The organism is Paenibacillus rubinfantis, from assembly GCF_001486505.1.
Lineage (GTDB): Bacteria > Bacillota > Bacilli > Paenibacillales > Paenibacillaceae > Fontibacillus > Fontibacillus rubinfantis.
Genome location: NZ_LN909065.1, coordinates 416,493 through 431,095, shown reverse-complemented (window position 1 = coordinate 431,095; position 14,603 = coordinate 416,493). Strand labels below are relative to the sequence as shown.

The window sequence follows — 14,603 nt, the reverse complement described above, 5'->3', positions numbered from 1 at the left end:
ATAGAGTGATTTTACCCGTAGTAGCTGTAATCGTTTGTTATTTGCTTGGTTCGGTTAGCTTCAGTGTCGTGTTGGCGAAGGCGCTTAAAGGAATCGACATTCGTCAGCACGGCAGCGGCAATGCGGGAGCGACCAACACGCTTCGCGTATTGGGGAAAGGCCCGGCCATCCTGGTGCTGGCGCTGGATGTGCTCAAGGGGATCGCGGCGGTTTGGATCGGCCGCTGGCTGGGAGACGGTGTGGAATGGACCGCAGCACTCTGCGGGATCGCCGCTATCATCGGCCACAACTGGCCGCTCTATTTCCGCTTTCGCGGTGGAAAAGGGATCGCTACCACGATTGGTGTGATGGCTACCCTGTTCTTCTTCCCGGCGTTGTACGCGGGGATTATCGCGATATTATCGATCGTTATTACCCGGTACGTCTCGCTTGGTTCACTTATCTTCGTCTTTTTGACGCCGATTTTCCTGGCGGTCTCCGGCGAATTTGGCCCTTATTTCTGGACGAGTCTCATCATCTGTGTATTCGCCTTCTGGAGACATCGCACGAATATCGTGAAAATCGTGCACGGCAAAGAAAATAAGCTGGGTTCCAAAGGAGGAGATCGCGTTGTCTAATAAAGCCGCCGTGCTGGTGGCGGGCAGTTGGGGAACGGCACTTGCCAGCGTGCTCGCTGACAAAGACATGGAAGTCGCCTTGTGGACGCGCAACATAGCGCAACAGGAAGAAATCAATACGAAGCATCGGAATGAACGGTTTTTGCCCGGAGTTGACCTCTCCCCAAGGTTAATTGCGACCACCGATATGGAGACTGCCGTACACGGCGCCAAAGCGGTCGTGATGGTTGCTCCGTCCTCGGCCGTACGCGAGGTGGCTAAGGCATTAAAGCCCTTTTGGCATGAGGATATGCTGGTGGTGCATGCCACCAAAGGTTTTGAGATCGAGAGCATGAAGCGGATGTCGACGGTGATCGCTGAGGAGCTCGGTTGTGAGGAGGGGCGGATTGTCGTCATGTCCGGACCAAGCCACGCGGAGGAAGTGGTCAAACGTTGCCCAACCACAGTTGTTGTCGCTTCACAGATCGCATCCCAGGCCGAACTGGCTCAGGACCTGTTCATGAATCCTTATTTCCGCGTATATACGAACCGCGATATGGTTGGAGTGGAGCTCGCCGGGGCGCTGAAGAATATCATTGCTCTAGGCGCAGGGATGTCCGATGGCTTGGGGTACGGCGACAACGCCAAAGCGGCGCTGCTCACCCGCGGGTTAGCTGAAATTACGCGGGTCGGCGTTGAGATGGGGGCCAATCCGCTGACGTTTGCCGGGTTGGCTGGGATCGGCGACCTTGTCGTGACCGCGACCAGCCAGCACAGCCGGAACTGGCGGGCCGGGTTTATGCTGGGCGAAGGCAAGCCGCTGGAGACCGTATTAAACCAGATGGGCATGGTCGTGGAAGGCATCCGCACAACGAAAGCCGCTCACGCCATTTCCGAGAAATATCAAGTGCAAATGCCGATTGCAGCGCAGCTGTACCACGTTCTGTTCGAGGGTCTAGATCCGCGTACCGCCGTAGAGGCGTTGATGGGTCGCGACCGGAAAACGGAGATGGAAGTCATGTCCCTAGAAACCTGGGAACAATGGCACACCTGAGAGGAAGTTCAAGGGGAAGTTCAAACCTCGACTTTTGATCACGAAGTAAGTTCAAAGATGAGGATTCGACATCGAATCTTGAATTCACCCAGGGCCCTCCGCTGCTCACGTAGGCTCACCTACGCTCCGCTGCTCGGTCCCTAGCTTCATCCAACCTTCTCGGTGCTGAAAAGCCGACTTTTGAACTGTTATTGAATGGGAAGTAATAATTTCTGGCTTCGTGATTAAAAGACGACAGCCCGTTTTGTTGGGATAATATCACCATCGCCCTCGCCTCCTCATACATTGGTTGAAGAGGACAGCGGAGGAGGCGATAGCGTGAGCAAAATATCCAAAGAGGCCCTGAATGCCATCAACAAAAAGTCGGGCAAAACCATTTCGGAAGGCTCGGTCAAAAAGCTGGCCAGCACCGTCAAGCCGTCAACGATGCAAAATGAAGCCGAATTGCGGAAGCTAATCAAGCAAGTATCGGCGATGGCGAAAGTCCCCGTATCGGAAACTACGATTCAGGAGATTGTGAACGCCGTGAAAAAGAGCGGCATGAATCCATCCAATATGGAAGCCTTGATGAAATTAATGATCAAGAAATAATCATACGGTTTCCTTGTTGCCCCTAAGCTCTGCGGTCGTTTGCCGCGGGGCTTTGTTTACGTTCCGGCCATTAATGGAAATCCCGAACGTTGCGTAGCCTGAAAAGCTGCATAATGCTATAATATGGATCATATTAAAGCAAAAAAAGAGTAGGAGATTCAAACTCATGGATGCAATGACGAAAATGTGGCTATCGATCGCGGCCGTGTTGATCATGGGGATTTCCGTCTTTGTGATCACGTTCGCACGGACGAAAACCAAAGGGATTGTCAGGGGAGTTTTATCGCTGCTTGCCTTTATCATTATGCTGGCGGGTTTTCTGACCGGACTTGTGTCGATAACTTAAGAGGAACCTTCACAACACGGAACCCGAGAGAAGAGGAAAAGGAATGCAACAACAAGAAAGCAAGGCTTATGCTGAATTGACGCAAGCCTTATGTACGTTAGCCGACAGCTGTGCAGAGGTGGAAGGCGCCTGGCTGCTGGGCGGCAGCTGCGGCTTGTGGCTGCAGGGAGTCTCCCTTGCAGCGGCACCGCGAGACATCGACGTGTACGCCGATCTTGCGACCGCAGCCCGGCTGCACGAGCGTCTCCAACCGTTTGCGACGGATCAACCGCGCCATGACCGGAGTGGGTTATACAGCTCTCAGTTAAGCCACTATCGTATTGGGGAATCGACGGTTGAGCTGGTAGGCGGCTTTGAAGTCCGGACCGCAAGGGCCTTATATCGAACCGAGGTTGACCTGATACTGGCGCCGGCAGCGCAGCGCGTGACGCTGCGGGATACCGCCCTTTCGGTGATGCCGCTTGCTCATGAATTGGTCTTTAACCTGCTGAGGGAGCGGCCGGACCGTTATTTGGCGATCGCCGCCATGATCCGCCGGGAACCGGAGCGGCACATGCCGTTGCTGGACGAGCTGCTGAAACGAAATGAGTGGTCGGCAGAACTGGTTGGACGTCTGGCTGAGTTGTTGGACCGTCCGCTGCTTTCCCGTCCTTGGCGCGAGCATCGCGGCGGGGAAGCTTAAGGAGCGCGTGGTGGGGGAGCGCATCACGTTTCTGCCGTCAGGGAAAACCGTGCAGGTTCGGCCGGGAACGACGGTATTAAGGGCATCCAGCGAGGCGAGGATCCGGATTGCGACTCGCTGCGGCGGTAATGCCGGCTGCTTAATGTGTAAAGTTCAGGTTGATCCGGAGCAAGCCGTGGCGTTATCTCCGCCCAGCGAGGCCGAACGGCGCAAGCTAGGCCCTCTGTTGGAGCAGGGGGTTCGGCTGGCATGCCAAGCGAAGGTTTGCGGCGAAGTGGCCGTGCAGCTGCCGGAGGACCCGCTTAAGGCGGCAATTCGTAAGCAGTTGGAACGGCAGCGGGACGAAGAGGAATTATGGTGAGGATGAAGGGGACAAAGTGAGGATTTCAACATGGTGAAATTATCTTTTTTGAAGCAGACTTGCGTCCGATCGGCGGTATTGCTTGTCTTATTGATGTTTACGGCCTCCCTGTTGTCGGGGTGTTTGTATCGCGGGGATAGGCAGCAAAGCGGCCCGGTTTCCTATATGGAGAGCGTAGACCGGATCCAGCGGGCTTTGGACCGCTTTCAGGACGACAAGGGAATCTTGCCGATCATCACGGCCGGAGAGGAAACCCCGCGGTACGAGAAGTACCGGATCGACTTGAACCAATTGAAGCGGGAGGGCTACCTCGAAGAAATACCGGCCGCGGCCTTCGAGCAAGGCGGGAGCGTGTATTTTCTCGTGATCGATGAGGAGACTAACCCCACGGTGAAAGTGATGGATTTAAACACGGTGCAGAAGGTGAACGATATCCAGCGGAAAGTGATGACCTACCAATCCAGCCATGGGGGTGCCCTGCCGCATGAGGCTGCCGAGGAGACCTATCCGGGCTTACATACTGTCAGTCTCGCGTTGCTGCAGGCTGAGAGCCTAGCCCTGCCAAGCGTATACTCCGGGGAGACCCTCCCCTATCTAATGGATGCAGAGGGTCAGGTATATGTGGATTATGCCTTTGATATGATGCAGGCGATCGATCAGTCAGATACCCCCCCGCAAGGCGATGAGGATCTGCGTACCTGGTTAACGGACCGCTCGGCGTTTGTTCCGGTCAAATCGCTGCCTTATCGTTGGAACGGGAGTGAACCGGTGCCTGACGCCGGCTAATATGAAGAAGCCTTTCGGACTCTTTCCGAAAGGCTTCTTTTTGCTAATGAGGTTCTTCCTCTCTTCGGGGCGTCATACTTTTTCCGATAGACTCATACAAATGGGAGTATGGCGGTTAAGTGCCCGCCTTGTTCGGGTTGAATGAGCGGCCTCGCAAAAAAAACGGGCTTGGACGGTGTTAACCGTCATATTCTCGCATCTGGTACATAAGATGTTACTAGTCCAAATGCATGTACGAGTTTACGCCGCTTCGTTCAGGTTCCTTCCACAGGTTTGCGGCGGCGGACACGGGCAAGAGGGGCTGCCGCTCCTGCCGTAGCAGCGAAGCCCAAAATCATGGCGAATCACGAAGCGGATGCTCTCGGGGCATTTTTCCTTCGGCGAAATTTGAGGAGGGGATATCATTGGTATTGGAGAAAGTGGACATTTTTAAGGACATTGCCGAACGAACCGGAGGCGACATCTATCTGGGGGTCGTCGGTGCGGTCCGTACCGGGAAATCGACCTTTATTAAACGTTTCATGGAAACGGTCGTTCTCCCGAACATCGCGAACGAAGCCGATCGGGTCCGCGCGGTAGATGAACTTCCGCAAAGCGCCGCCGGCAAAACCATCATGACGACCGAACCGAAGTTCGTCCCGAACAATGCGGTGCAAATCAAGGTGGCTGAAGGACTCGAGGTTAACGTGAGACTCGTCGATTGCGTCGGATACGCCGTGGAAGGCGCAAAAGGCTACGAGGACGAAAACGGGCCGCGAATGATCTCTACACCATGGTTTGAGGAACCGATTCCGTTCCAAGAAGCGGCGGAAATCGGGACGCGTAAAGTCATCCAAGAACACTCCACCCTAGGGGTGGTAGTCACAACCGACGGAACGATCGCCGATATTCCGCGATACTCTTACGTAGAGTCCGAGGAGCGGGTTATCGCCGAATTGAAAGAGGTCGGCAAGCCGTTTGTGCTCGTGATCAACTCGACGCGGCCAAACAGTGAGGAAGCGCAACAGCTTCGCGGCGAACTGGCCGCGAAATACGACATTCCGGTCATTACGCTCAGTGCAGCGACAATGACGGAAGAAGATGTGACCGGCGTGCTTCGGGAAGTGCTCTATGAATTCCCGGTACACGAAGTCAACGTCAACCTGCCTAGCTGGGTCATGGTGCTGAATGAGAACCACTGGCTGCGCAGCAATTATGAGAACTCCGTCCGCGACACGGTCAAGGATATTCGCCGTCTGCGCGATGTCGATCGGGTTGTCGGAAACTTCATGGAATACGATTTCATCGATCGGGCCGGACTCAGCGGACTGAATATGGGTCAAGGCGTAGCCGAGATCGATCTGTACGCGCCGGACGATTTGTATGATCGCATCCTGATGGAAGTGGTGGGCGTGGAAATCCGCGGCAAAGACCATTTGCTGCAGCTGATGCAGGAATTCACGCATGCGAAACGGGAATACGACCGGTTCGCCGAGGCGTTGGAAATGGTCAAAACGACCGGTTACGGCATCGCCGCACCAACGCTGGCGGAAATGGCACTGGATGAGCCGGAGCTCATTCGTCAAGGCTCCCGCTTTGGCGTAAGGCTGAAGGCGACCGCGCCTTCGATCCATATGATCCGTGTCGACGTCGAGTCGGAATTCGCGCCGATCATTGGGACCGAAAAGCAAAGCGAAGAGCTGGTGCGTTATCTGATGCAGGATTTCGAGAACGATCCGATCAAGATCTGGGAGTCCGATATCTTCGGCCGTTCCCTTCACTCCATCGTACGCGAAGGCATTCAAGGCAAGATCGCCATGATGCCGGACAATGCCCGCTACAAGCTGCAGGAAACGCTGGGACGCATCATCAACGAAGGCTCCGGCGGCCTTATCGCCATCATTTTGTAAGGTGATTAAAAGATTACGAAGCTAACCCGAGGAAACGGAGTCGGCGTCGAATCTTGAATTGCTTCATCCAACCTTCTCGGTGCTGAAAAGCCGACTTCTTAACTTTAATGAATACCTAACTTAGGCAATTCCTCCTCAATGACCGCGCGCATGCTGATTCTAGCTGCGTGCGGTTGTTTTGTTGTTTAGGGGACAGATTCCCCCATTTTGTAGGGCGAAATGAGGAAAAATCGCCGTGAAGCCTTGAAATAGCTTGAAATTCTGCATGGGCTGTATTACTATAAATTTGTTCCGCGCCCCCGAAAGTGCGATTTCATCAGGTTTTTGGGGAATTTGTACGTAACGAATTTGCAAAAATCACGTATATTCTGCGGTAAAACGGAAACACAAATAGCAAGTGGTATTATTTTCCGTATGGGGAGGTGAATCACACATGAATAAATCCGATTTGATTTCTCAAGTCGCAGAAAGCACTGAGCTGTCCAAGAAAGACGCTACTAAAGCGGTTGATGCCGTTTTCGAAGCGATCTCCGAAGCGTTGCAAAACGGAGACAAAGTTCAACTGGTCGGCTTCGGCAACTTTGAAGTTCGCGAGCGTTCCGCCCGTAAAGGCCGCAACCCGCAAACCGGAGAGGAAATCGAAATCCCTGCGAGCAAAATTCCTGCTTTCAAACCAGGTAAAGCGCTCAAAGACGGAATTAAATAAAGATTTCTACATATCTTTCCGTGCAAAAGACCGTGGGCTTCTCGTTCACGGCTTTTTCTTTTCGCGGAAGGCGTAGATGGAGAGCAGTCTGTCAAATTGAGGAAGGGAGAGGCGCGCCATCATGGATAATCAGCATAGCGGTGGGAACGATCAAGCAGCCACAGGCGGGGACTATTTTGTGGTCAAAGCCAAGGAACAAGGCGTTACGGTCATTGGGCTGACCCGGGGAAAGGACACGCGGTTCCATCACACCGAGAAACTGGACAAGGGTGAGGTGCTTATTGCCCAGTTTACCGATCATACGTCGGCGGTCAAGGTTCGCGGGAAAGCACTCGTTTACACGAAGCATGGGATGATCGATACGGAAGAATGAATTTCAATTCTGCAGGCATAGCCTGCTTTTTTTCTATGTAGAATGGGGTATAAGAACCTCTTGGACAGGAGGGGAGCCTTCTGTCCAAGTGAACCTGAAGGGGGAGTGCCCCATGAAACGAAACTTAGCGATTCGGGCTATTCTGCTTACGTTTGGCTGCGCGCTGGCGATGGCGGGTGCGGCTTGGCTCAGCGAACATCCCGCCCAGCCGCGGCAGGCGGCCACTGTGTTCGCCGGGCCAACTCCGGCCGAGCTGACCGACGATAACCTCGTGGATGCCTTGGATCCGCTGCAGCTTCCGATGCCCATCGCAAAAGTCGAACTAAACCGGGGGATCTTGTCGGTCGACCTGAAGGTTGACGGCGACAAGATCGGTACCGATGACGTTTACCGGGGAATGGCCGAAATGATTTCTTTTGCGTTCGAACATACGAGTAACATTGACCAGCTGCTGCTGCGTTTGATGGCCGAGGACCGATGGCTCGGCACCAAATATTTGCTTGTGGCCGCCGATGTTCGTCGCGCCGAATTTTCGGCCGAGGAACTGAACGCGCTGCGGCATGCCGGGAGCGGCGAGCTGCCGGAGGCACTGCGGGTTCGGATGCGGCTAACGGAGACCCGGCTGTGGAGGTCGCGTTTTCTTCAGGAGTAGCCGACTTGTCCAGCCTAGGAGTCGAATTCATGTCTTGCCTCTGTGCGCAGTGAAAAAACATATGCTATAATAGACAAGATTGTGACAGCTTTATTACTGAAAGATCAGCGGCACGGAGGCAAAGGATGAAACCTTATCGCATAACAGAATTGGCCAATAAATATGTCAGTTATGACATGATTACCGCATACACGGCGCTTCCGGAGTTTCCGGTGCCCCGTGTTCGTTTGCTTTATACATTTTTAAACGAGCGGGAGGGAGCATCGCCAGAGTCAGCCGAAACGTGCGCGCTGGCAGCCTTCCTCGTGCAGCTCGGCATGGATACCCATGATCGTATTGATCTGGCATCCGGACTAGGTGAAGCGACTCGAGCGATGCGTTCGCGCCAGCTCAAGGTTCTGGCCGGCGACTATTTCAGCGGCGTATTTTATCATCTGCTCGCCGGAGCAGGGGAAACCGGCATGGTTCCGCTGATGAGCTCGGCGATCTGTGAAGTAAACCGGTTAAAAGTTCAGCTCTACAGCAAATTAAAGCGGGTGGTATTGCCTGCGGAGGAGTACCTGAAGGAATGCGTCCATGTCAAAATGGGGCTTTTTCTTTCTTTTACGGAGGTCTTGGACAAGTCCGTACAAAATCTGTGGGGCAAGCTGTTGACCGAGTTAAGCCGCTGCGAAGTTATGCTGGATGAAATCCAATCCTCCTCTGAATTGCCGCAGGATCGTAAAGGGTTTGCTTATTTGCGAATCATGGAAACCGGGTCCTCTGAGGATAAGGATGCGCTCTCCGCACGCAAAGTCGCTGAACGCGACTGGACGCTGATGCTGGTAAAATACAACATCAAAGAGCAGTTGATGTCCATGCTGCACCAATCGGTGGATCATGTACAATCGCTGCTGCATGAATGCAAGAAGGAAACGGTGCGAACGGAGCTCAAAAACATCCTTGAGCCGTTTATCGCCGCGCTGTCGCCGGCACGCCGTTCCGTGCAAGAAGGGTAGGGAGATCAGCTGATGAGTCAATCGTCTTCATCCGAGACCAAAGAACAGTTCGTTCATTCTGTATTCGAAAGCATCGCTCCGAAATACGACATGATGAACGATCTGCTCAGCTTCAGACGTCACAAAGCGTGGCGGAAATTCACAATGGCCAAAATGAATATGTCCTCCGGGGATACCGCGTTAGATTTGTGCTGTGGTACTTGCGACTGGACGATCAGTATGGCTGAAACCAGCGGTGGGCCGATCGTCGGCCTGGATTTTAGCGAGCAAATGCTGGAATACGGCCGCCGTAAAGTGAAAGAACGCGGGCTGTGTTCGCGGATTAACCTGATTCAGGGGAACGCGATGGAACTGCCGTTTGAGGATAACCGATTCGATTACGCCACGATTGGCTTCGGCTTGCGCAACGTCCCCGATTTACGCCAGGTGCTGCAGGAAATGCAGCGCGTCGTGAAACCCGGAGGGAAGGTCGTTTGCTTGGAGTTGTCCAAGCCGACCTGGCAGCCGTTTAAAGGACTTTATTATTTTTACTTTCAGAAAATGCTTCCGATGCTTGGCAAACTAGTAGCTAAACGGTATGAGCAATACAAATGGTTGCCCGATTCCCTCGTCCAATTTCCCGGCCGCGCGGAGCTGGCGGAGATTTTCCGGGAGACGGGACTTGCCCGGGTCGAAGCGTATCCTTTAACCGGCGGAATTGCCGCCTTGCACATCGGAACGAAGGAGACGCAACATGTTTAAGAAAATCGTTATTTTCCTGCAAATGATCAAATTTGAACATACGGTATTCGCTTTACCCTTTGCCTTTATGGCGGCCTTATTGGGATCTGTGGCGATTCATCAAGAATTGCCATCCTGGGCACAAATCGGCTGGGTCCTGTTGGCAATGATCGGGGCTCGAAGCGCGGCGATGGGACTAAATCGTTTGATCGATCGCGTCAGCGACGCTAAGAACCCTCGTACTGCAAATCGTGCGATTCCTGCGGGTCTGCTGAAAATCGGAGAGGTCGTTGTGTTTGTCATCGCCTCCTTTGCACTGCTGTTCTGGGCAGCTGCCGAGCTTCATCCACTGGCGCTGAAGTTGTTGCCGATCGCTGTCATCATGCTGGTATTGTATTCCTACACGAAACGTTTCACCTGGCTATGCCATGTCGTGCTTGGCCTGACGATCGCATTGGCCCCTCTTGGTGGATGGGCAGCGGTCACCGGACAAGTCGATTGGACGGCAATGGTGTTCTACGCGACGATTACCTTTTGGATCGCAGGCTTCGATATTATTTACGCCTGTCAGGATGTGGAATTCGATACGAAAGAGGGCCTTTATTCCATTCCCGTTCGGTTTGGTGTCGCTAAATCGTTGAAGATTGCTAAAGCCTTCCACATTATCACCGCGCTTGGCTTCATCGGCTTGTTGCTGATGACGGATTTGGGCTGGTGGTATATCGCGGGTATGGTTATTGCTTATATCATTTTGTTTTACGAGCACCATATTGTGTCCCCAGGCGATCTCAGCCGGCTGCAAACCGCTTTCTTTACCATGAACGGCGTGCTTAGCATCGTGGTATTTTCCTTTACATTGATTGATTTGGTGGTGCGTCATTACTAATGGATAAAGCGAAAACGATTGTCGTCGGGATCACGGGAGCCAGCGGTTCGATTTACGGGGTGAAGCTGGTTGAAACGCTGCTCAGTATGAATTTCCTCGTTCATCTCGTCGTTTCAAATGCGGGGTGGCGGGTAATCAAGGAAGAGTTGGGTTGGAATACGAGCGACCGGGATGCGGCGCTGCAAGAACATTTCAGCTCCTTCCCCGGCGAGCTGGTCTATCATCCGATCGCCGATATCGGCGCCTCAATCGCCAGCGGCTCGTTTCTCACGCATGGCATGATCGTGATGCCTTGCTCCATGGGGACGTTGTCTTCGATCGCAAACGGGACATCGGATAACCTGATCGCCCGGGCGGCCGACGTCATGCTGAAAGAAGGCCGGCCGCTCGTGCTGGTCCCGCGCGAGACTCCGCTGCACGCCATCCATCTCGAGAACATGCTGAAGCTGGCTAGACTTGGCGTGCGCATCATCCCGGCGATGCCAGCGTTTTATTTCGGGCCGCAGACGATCGACGATCTGGTCGCCTTCCTGGTCGGCAAAGTGCTCGACAATTTGGGGATCGAGCATGCGTTATTCAGAAGATGGGGGGATCAAGATGAACAACCGGGAGAATGAAAACATCCTCATCGGCAAAATCAAATATAGCAACGTTTGGCCTGTATTTCACTATTTCGACGTTACGCGCCTGCCACAGGCAAGCCAATTGGTCACCGAGGTGCCTTCGAAGCTCAACCGCCGTATGCTCGGCGGCACGCTCGATATTTCCCCGGTGTCTTCTTTTGCTTATGGGTACGGTTCAGATCGCTTCGTGCTGCTGCCGAACCTTTCGGTCAGCTCCGACGGACCGGTCAATTCGATTTTGCTGTTCTCACGGAAGCCGCCGGAGCAAATCGCTAACGGTCGAATCGCGCTGACGAATACATCGGCTACCTCAATCAACTTGTTGAAGATCATTATGGAAAAAGCGTACGGTGGCAAACCTGACTATTGGGATAGTGAGCCTGATTTGGAGTTGATGATGGCGGAAAGCGATGCTGCGCTGTTGATCGGCGATCACGCGATTCAGGCCTCCTGGCGGGATCACGGCTATATCGTGACAGATTTGGGGGAAGTTTGGAAATCATGGACCGGCTATGGCATGACCTTTGCGGTCTGGGCCGTACAGAAGTCGTTTGCCGAAGCCAACAGCGACTACTTGTCTGAAGTGACGGAAGCTTTTGTGGATAGCAAACGTAAGAGCTTAAGCGATGTATCACCGCTGGTTGCCAAAGCTTGCGCGGAGCTCGGCGGTACGGCGGAGTATTGGCGCCATTATTTTAGCCAGAACATTCGTTATGATTTTGATGAATCACACCGCCAAGGCCTCTCGTTATACTTTGACTATGCTTATGAGATGGGCTTGCTGGACCATCGGGTTAACCTAGAGATGTGGAGTCACAATTCGTTGACACGGGTGAAAGAATGAAACTACTGGATATTTTCGGTACACTCAAAAAAGATATGGATTTTATCGAACGGCAGCTGTATCGGAGCATCGACGGCGAGGACGAGCTGCTTAGCGAGACGTCCCTGCATCTGCTGAAGGCGGGCGGTAAACGGCTTCGGCCGATCTTTGTCCTGCTCGGCGGGAAATTCGGGACTTACGATCTGCAGAAGCTGCAGTATATCGCGGTGCCGCTGGAGTTGATCCACTCGGCTTCCCTTGTTCACGACGATGTGATCGACGATGCCGATACGCGGCGGGGGAAGGCCACGGTGAAGTCGAAATGGGACAACCGGATCGCCATGTATACCGGCGACTACATTTACGCCAAGGCGCTGCTGCAGGTTTCCGAGCTTGGGAACCCATACATACACCGCATACTGGCCAAGGCGATGGTTCAGATGTCGATCGGCGAAATGGAGCAGATCCGCGATTTTTTCAACACGGAACAAAGCGTACGCAATTATTTGCTGCGCATTCGGCGTAAAACCGCACTGCTTATCGCCATCAGCTGTCAGCTCGGAGCAATGGCCGCAGACGCCCCGGACAATGTGAACGCGCTGCTGTATCGGTACGGTTACAACGTGGGAATGGCCTTCCAGATCCGTGACGACCTGCTCGATTTGTTTGGTACCGAGAAGACGATTGGCAAACCGCCGGGCAGCGACATGCGCCAAGGTAACATTACCCTTCCCGTTCTCTTCGCTTTGCAGGAGTCGGAGCTGCGTGAGCCGCTGCTCCGAGAGATTCGCGGCATCCAGGCCGGTGACGGAAGCGGGGAAGTAGCCCGGGCCATCGAAATGATCCGGACCAGTTCGGGAATCGGCAAAGCCGAGGCGCTGGCGGACCGGTTTATCGCGAAGGCGCTTGATGCCTTGAAGCAGCTGCCGGCTACGGGGGCGCGTTCCCACTTGGAGGATATTGCGGAGTTCGTGAATAAACGCTCCTATTAAAAGCTTTACCTGTTTCACAAGTTTCTGGTAAAATGCTGGTGAAACCGCCTTCTTGGCGGCCGTTTAATAAATCGGAATTGATGCTGTTTATTTTCGGGAGGGGAACCATGGAGAGAACGTTTTTAATGGTGAAGCCGGACGGCGTGCAGCGCGGGCTGGTCGGCAGAATCATCAGCCGGTTCGAGGATAAAGGCTTTCAACTGATCGCAGGCAAACTGGTTCAGGTGACGGAAGCCCAGGCGAAAAAACATTACGCAGAACACGAGGGCAAACCTTTCTTCGACGAGCTCGTCGGCTTCATTACTTCCGGGCCGGTATTTGCAATGGTATGGGAGGGGGATGACATTATCGCCTTGTCCCGCATGGTCATCGGCAAAACGAAAGTAACGGAGGCGCTTCCCGGTACGATTCGGGGCGATTTTGCCGCCCATACGCCGTTTAATCTGATTCATGGTTCCGACGGAGTGGAAAGTGCGGAGCGGGAGATCGCTAATTTCTTTGCGCCGCAGGAGCTTGTGCAGTATACAAGAAGCGTGAGCCCATGGATCTGAACCGAATTTTTCCCGACCTTCCTCGGGCAGACAACGCAGAGACGGCACCGGACCCGGATTATCTTTGCTTTATCCAAAACATCAAGAAGAGTACGGGCATCGATTTGGCCCAATACAAGGAAGCGCAAATGAAGCGGCGTCTCACGACGTTGCGCAACAAGAATGGCTATGCGACGTTTTTGGAATTTTACACGGCGATGATGAGTAATAAGCCGTTGTTTTATGAATTTTTGGACAAGATGACAATTAACGTATCCGAGTTTTGGCGGAACCCCAACCGTTGGGAAGTACTGCGGGATTCGGTGCTTCCGGAGCTGACGGCCGGACGACCTAAGCTGAAGGTCTGGAGCGCGGCCTGCTCGACAGGAGAGGAGCCGTATACGTTAACGATGATCCTGGCGGATCTAGGGCTTCTGCCGAACACTTATCTGCTCGCCTCGGACATCGATGACGGGGCGCTGAGCAAGGCCCAGGAGGGGCTGTATCTGGAACGCTCGCTGAAGGATGTGCCGAAAGCGGTAGCCGAGCGATATTTTGCGCCGGAAGGACCGATGTACCGTTTTGATCCAAAGCTGAAGAAGGCGGTTACGTTTAAGAAGCAAAACCTGCTGCTCGATACGTTCGAAGAGGGCTTCGACCTGATCGTGTGCCGCAACGTCATGATTTATTTTACCGAAGAAGCGAAGCACGGGCTTTATCATAAGTTTTCTCGCGCATTGCGCCCCGGCGGCATCTTGTTCGTCGGAAGTACGGAACAGATCTTCTCCCCAGGCCAATACGACCTGGAGGCGGCGGAGACGTTCTTTTACCGCAAAAAAGGGTAAAGGCAAAACGTCCAAATCGGCTCGATCCGGGCTGGTTTGGACGTTTTTTTGTCTATTCAATTTTGGCTTCATAGCGCCGAGAAGGTTGGATGTCAAGTTCAAGATTCGAAGCCGAATCCACCTCTGTGATTTGCTTCATGATGAAAAGCC

General features: G+C 53.5%; 19 protein-coding genes. All 19 read left to right on the top strand.

The genetic code is table 11. The features are described from left to right. Positions 1 to 5: 5 nt before the first annotated feature. The 19 genes from plsY (at position 6) to BN3277_RS13295 (ending at position 14,453) form a co-directional block, all read left to right on the top strand. Entirely contained in the window at positions 6 to 617 is a 612-nt protein-coding gene (gene plsY, locus BN3277_RS13385) for a glycerol-3-phosphate 1-O-acyltransferase PlsY (RefSeq protein ID WP_059043427.1), read from the top strand. After that, entirely contained in the window at positions 610 to 1,650 is a 1,041-nt protein-coding gene (locus tag BN3277_RS13380) for an NAD(P)H-dependent glycerol-3-phosphate dehydrogenase (RefSeq protein ID WP_059043426.1), read from the top strand. Before plsY ends, BN3277_RS13380 begins: the two co-directional genes overlap by 8 nt. A 318-nt stretch (positions 1,651 to 1,968) precedes the next feature. Next, positions 1,969 to 2,241: a stage VI sporulation protein F gene (locus BN3277_RS13375; RefSeq protein ID WP_059043425.1), complete on the top strand. Its 273-nt coding sequence runs from the start codon at positions 1,969 to 1,971 to the stop codon at positions 2,239 to 2,241. A gap of 166 nt (positions 2,242 to 2,407) precedes the next feature. Next, entirely contained in the window at positions 2,408 to 2,587 is a 180-nt protein-coding gene (locus BN3277_RS13370; protein WP_059043424.1) for a DUF2768 family protein, read from the top strand. A gap of 43 nt (positions 2,588 to 2,630) precedes the next feature. Continuing rightward, entirely contained in the window at positions 2,631 to 3,269 is a 639-nt protein-coding gene (locus BN3277_RS13365; protein WP_059043423.1) for a nucleotidyltransferase family protein, read from the top strand. Positions 3,270 to 3,279: 10 nt separating this feature from the next. Continuing rightward, positions 3,280 to 3,630 carry a 2Fe-2S iron-sulfur cluster-binding protein gene (locus tag BN3277_RS13360; protein ID WP_059043421.1) on the top strand — a complete coding sequence of 117 codons (351 nt, stop codon included), beginning with the start codon at positions 3,280 to 3,282 and terminating at the stop codon, positions 3,628 to 3,630. 30 nt (positions 3,631 to 3,660) lie between these two features. Beyond that, positions 3,661 to 4,416 carry a DUF3939 domain-containing protein gene (locus BN3277_RS13355; RefSeq protein ID WP_059043419.1) on the top strand — a complete coding sequence of 252 codons (756 nt, stop codon included), beginning with the start codon at positions 3,661 to 3,663 and terminating at the stop codon, positions 4,414 to 4,416. A gap of 410 nt (positions 4,417 to 4,826) precedes the next feature. Continuing rightward, positions 4,827 to 6,305, top strand: coding sequence for a stage IV sporulation protein A (spoIVA, locus tag BN3277_RS13350; RefSeq protein WP_059044785.1), 1,479 nt, complete (start codon positions 4,827 to 4,829; stop codon positions 6,303 to 6,305). A 433-nt stretch (positions 6,306 to 6,738) separates the two neighbouring features. Continuing rightward, positions 6,739 to 7,011: an HU family DNA-binding protein gene (locus tag BN3277_RS13345; RefSeq protein WP_059043418.1), complete on the top strand. Its 273-nt coding sequence runs from the start codon at positions 6,739 to 6,741 to the stop codon at positions 7,009 to 7,011. 121 nt (positions 7,012 to 7,132) lie between these two features. After that, positions 7,133 to 7,384 carry a trp RNA-binding attenuation protein MtrB gene (gene mtrB, locus BN3277_RS13340; protein WP_059043417.1) on the top strand — a complete coding sequence of 84 codons (252 nt, stop codon included), beginning with the start codon at positions 7,133 to 7,135 and terminating at the stop codon, positions 7,382 to 7,384. Positions 7,385 to 7,496: 112 nt separating this feature from the next. Then, positions 7,497 to 8,036 carry a hypothetical protein gene (locus BN3277_RS13335; RefSeq protein WP_059043416.1) on the top strand — a complete coding sequence of 180 codons (540 nt, stop codon included), beginning with the start codon at positions 7,497 to 7,499 and terminating at the stop codon, positions 8,034 to 8,036. Positions 8,037 to 8,161: 125 nt separating this feature from the next. Further along, positions 8,162 to 9,034, top strand: coding sequence for a heptaprenyl diphosphate synthase component 1 (locus BN3277_RS13330; protein WP_059043415.1), 873 nt, complete (start codon positions 8,162 to 8,164; stop codon positions 9,032 to 9,034). A gap of 12 nt (positions 9,035 to 9,046) precedes the next feature. Beyond that, positions 9,047 to 9,775 carry a demethylmenaquinone methyltransferase gene (locus tag BN3277_RS13325; protein ID WP_059043412.1) on the top strand — a complete coding sequence of 243 codons (729 nt, stop codon included), beginning with the start codon at positions 9,047 to 9,049 and terminating at the stop codon, positions 9,773 to 9,775. Next, positions 9,768 to 10,640 (top strand): UbiA-like polyprenyltransferase, encoded by an 873-nt coding sequence (locus BN3277_RS13320; protein ID WP_059043410.1) that lies wholly within the window; start codon positions 9,768 to 9,770, stop codon positions 10,638 to 10,640. Before BN3277_RS13325 ends, BN3277_RS13320 begins: the two co-directional genes overlap by 8 nt. Beyond that, on the top strand, positions 10,640 to 11,257 hold the full coding sequence (locus tag BN3277_RS13315; RefSeq protein WP_059043408.1) for a UbiX family flavin prenyltransferase: 618 nt from the start codon (positions 10,640 to 10,642) through the stop codon (positions 11,255 to 11,257). Before BN3277_RS13320 ends, BN3277_RS13315 begins: the two co-directional genes overlap by 1 nt. Further along, entirely contained in the window at positions 11,238 to 12,107 is an 870-nt protein-coding gene (locus BN3277_RS13310) for a menaquinone biosynthesis protein (protein WP_059043407.1), read from the top strand. The genes BN3277_RS13315 and BN3277_RS13310 overlap by 20 nt, the downstream gene beginning before the upstream one ends. Beyond that, positions 12,104 to 13,078, top strand: coding sequence for a polyprenyl synthetase family protein (locus tag BN3277_RS13305; protein ID WP_059043405.1), 975 nt, complete (start codon positions 12,104 to 12,106; stop codon positions 13,076 to 13,078). Before BN3277_RS13310 ends, BN3277_RS13305 begins: the two co-directional genes overlap by 4 nt. Positions 13,079 to 13,185: 107 nt before the next feature. Next, on the top strand, positions 13,186 to 13,629 hold the full coding sequence (ndk, locus tag BN3277_RS13300; protein ID WP_059043404.1) for a nucleoside-diphosphate kinase: 444 nt from the start codon (positions 13,186 to 13,188) through the stop codon (positions 13,627 to 13,629). Continuing rightward, on the top strand, positions 13,620 to 14,453 hold the full coding sequence (locus BN3277_RS13295) for a CheR family methyltransferase (protein ID WP_059043402.1): 834 nt from the start codon (positions 13,620 to 13,622) through the stop codon (positions 14,451 to 14,453). The genes ndk and BN3277_RS13295 overlap by 10 nt, the downstream gene beginning before the upstream one ends. Positions 14,454 to 14,603: the final 150 nt, after the last annotated feature.